Here is a 1,908-nt window from a genome sequence, read left to right as displayed (position 1 = left end):
CGTAAGCGTCGTTCTCAGGCCACGGCCCTGAGGGGCTGCGGGGCGTAGGCCCAGGGCAGCAGGTCGTCGATATTGCTCTGCGGATGTCCGGCAACGATGCGGGTGATGACGTCGGTCAGGTAGGCCTGCGGCTCGACTCCGTTCAGCTTGCAGGTCTCGACCAGCGAGGCGACGACAGCCCAATGCCCGGCCCCACCGTCCGAGCCGGCAAACAGCGCGTTCTTCCGCGTCAGGGCCAGCGGCCGGATCGCCCGCTCGACCGTGTTGTTGTCGATCTCGACGCGGCCGTCGTCGAGGAAGAGAGACAGGCCGGCCCAGCGACTCAGCGCGTAGCGGATCGCCTCGGCGAGCTTGCTCTTCTGGCTGATCAGCCCGAGCTTGGTGGTGAGCCACGGCTCCAGCGCCGCCACGACCGGCCGGCTGCGGTCCTGACGCACGGCCCTCCGCTCGTCGGGGGAGCGCCCGCGGATCTCGCCCTCGATCCGATAGAGTTCGGCGATGCGGGCGAGCACCTCGGTCGCGATCGGCGCCGGGCCAGCCTTGGCCAGTTCGTAGAACCGGCGGCGCACGTGCGCCCAGCAGAAGGCCAAGCTCACAGCCTTGCGCGCAGCCAGGACCTTGTAGCCCGCGTAGCCATCGACCTGCAGCGTGCCCTCGAAGCCGGCGAGGTGACGGATCAGGTGTTCGGCCTTGCGGTCGGGCGCGTAGAGGTAGGCCACGCCGGGCGGATCGAGGCCGCCCCAGGGCCGGTCGTCGCGGGCGTAGGCGAACAGCTGGCCGGTCTTGGTCTGCCCGCGGCCCGGATCGAGCACCGGTGCCGTGGTCTCGTCGGCAAACAGCCGGTCCGACGCCTTCAGCCTCTCGAACAGCCGCGCGTGGACCGGGCGCAGCAGGAAGGCCGCCTTGCCCACCCAGTCGGCTAGCGTCGAACGGTCGAGGTTCACGCCCTGCCGGGCGTAGATCTGCGCCTGACGATAGAGCGGCAGGTGGTCGGCGTACTTGGACACCAGCACGTGAGCCACGCTCGCCTCGGTCGGGATCCCGCCCTCGACGAGGCGGGCGGGCGCGGGGGCCTGCACGATCACGTCCTCGCACGCCCGGCAGGCATACTTCGGCCGGCGGGTGACGACGACGCGGAACTGGGCCGGCACGATGTCGAGGCGCTCGGTGACGTCCTCGCCGATGACGTGGAGGTCGCCACGGCAACAGGGGCAGGTGCGGTCGTCGACGTCGAACATCCGTTCGACGCGCGGCAGGTGGGCCGGCAAGGCGCCGCGGTTGGCGCGGCGCTGCCGGGTGCGGGCCGCGCGGGCCGATGCATCGGCGGCGTCGGTCTCGGCAAGGCCCTCAGCCTCGATCTGCTCGGCCTCCTCCAGGCCCAGGAGCAACTGGTCGACGGGCAGGCTCTCGGCACGCCGTCCGAAGCGGTGACGCTGTAGCTCCCTGATGATCTGGTGCAGCCGGTCGATCTCGGCCTCGCGCGCCGCCACCATCGCCTTCAGGGCGGCGGGATCATCGGGCAGGCGCGCGCTCGGTTCGCTCACGGAACCGATTTGAGCATGAATCACAAGGCTTTGCCAGAGTGATCGACCTGGCGGATCAGCTCACGGCGACGGGAGCGCGCGTTGGCCGGGCCACGTGCACGCGCCGCCAATCGAGCCCTTCCAGAAGGGCCTGCAGTTGCGCTGCCGTCAGCCGCACCACCCCGTCGGTGACGGCCGGCCAGCAGAACTTGCCGTCCTCCAGCCGCTTCGACAGCAGGCACACGCCGGTGCCGTCGAAGTAGACGAGCTTGACCCGATCGGCGCGCCGCGCCCGGAAGACGTAGATCGCCCCGCTGAACGGGTCGGCGCCCAGGCTCTCGCGCACCAGCGCCGCCAGGCCGTCCGCGCCCTTGCGGAAGTCCAC

General features: G+C 70.9%; 2 protein-coding genes. Both read right to left on the bottom strand.

The window, feature by feature from the left end; translation table 11 throughout:
- Positions 1-14: 14 nt before the first annotated feature.
- Positions 15-1,493 carry an IS66 family transposase gene (gene tnpC / locus ACLBXO_RS31460; RefSeq protein WP_447687877.1) on the bottom strand — a complete coding sequence of 493 codons (1,479 nt, stop codon included), beginning with the start codon at positions 1,491-1,493 and terminating at the stop codon, positions 15-17.
- 106 nt (positions 1,494-1,599) lie between these two features.
- Positions 1,600-1,908 (bottom strand): IS66 family insertion sequence element accessory protein TnpB (tnpB, locus tag ACLBXO_RS31455; RefSeq protein WP_447687876.1); only part of this gene is annotated, 309 nt, incomplete at its 5' end.

The organism is Methylobacterium sp. C33D, assembly GCF_053345825.1.
Note: the sequence above shows the minus strand (reverse complement) of the source record. Positions and strands in the feature narration are given on the sequence as shown.

Coding starts and splice junctions, on each gene's coding strand:
- tnpC (WP_447687877.1), bottom strand. CDS start 1,493: ATGGTGGCGGCGCGCGAGGCCGAGATCGACCGGCTGCACCAGATCATC.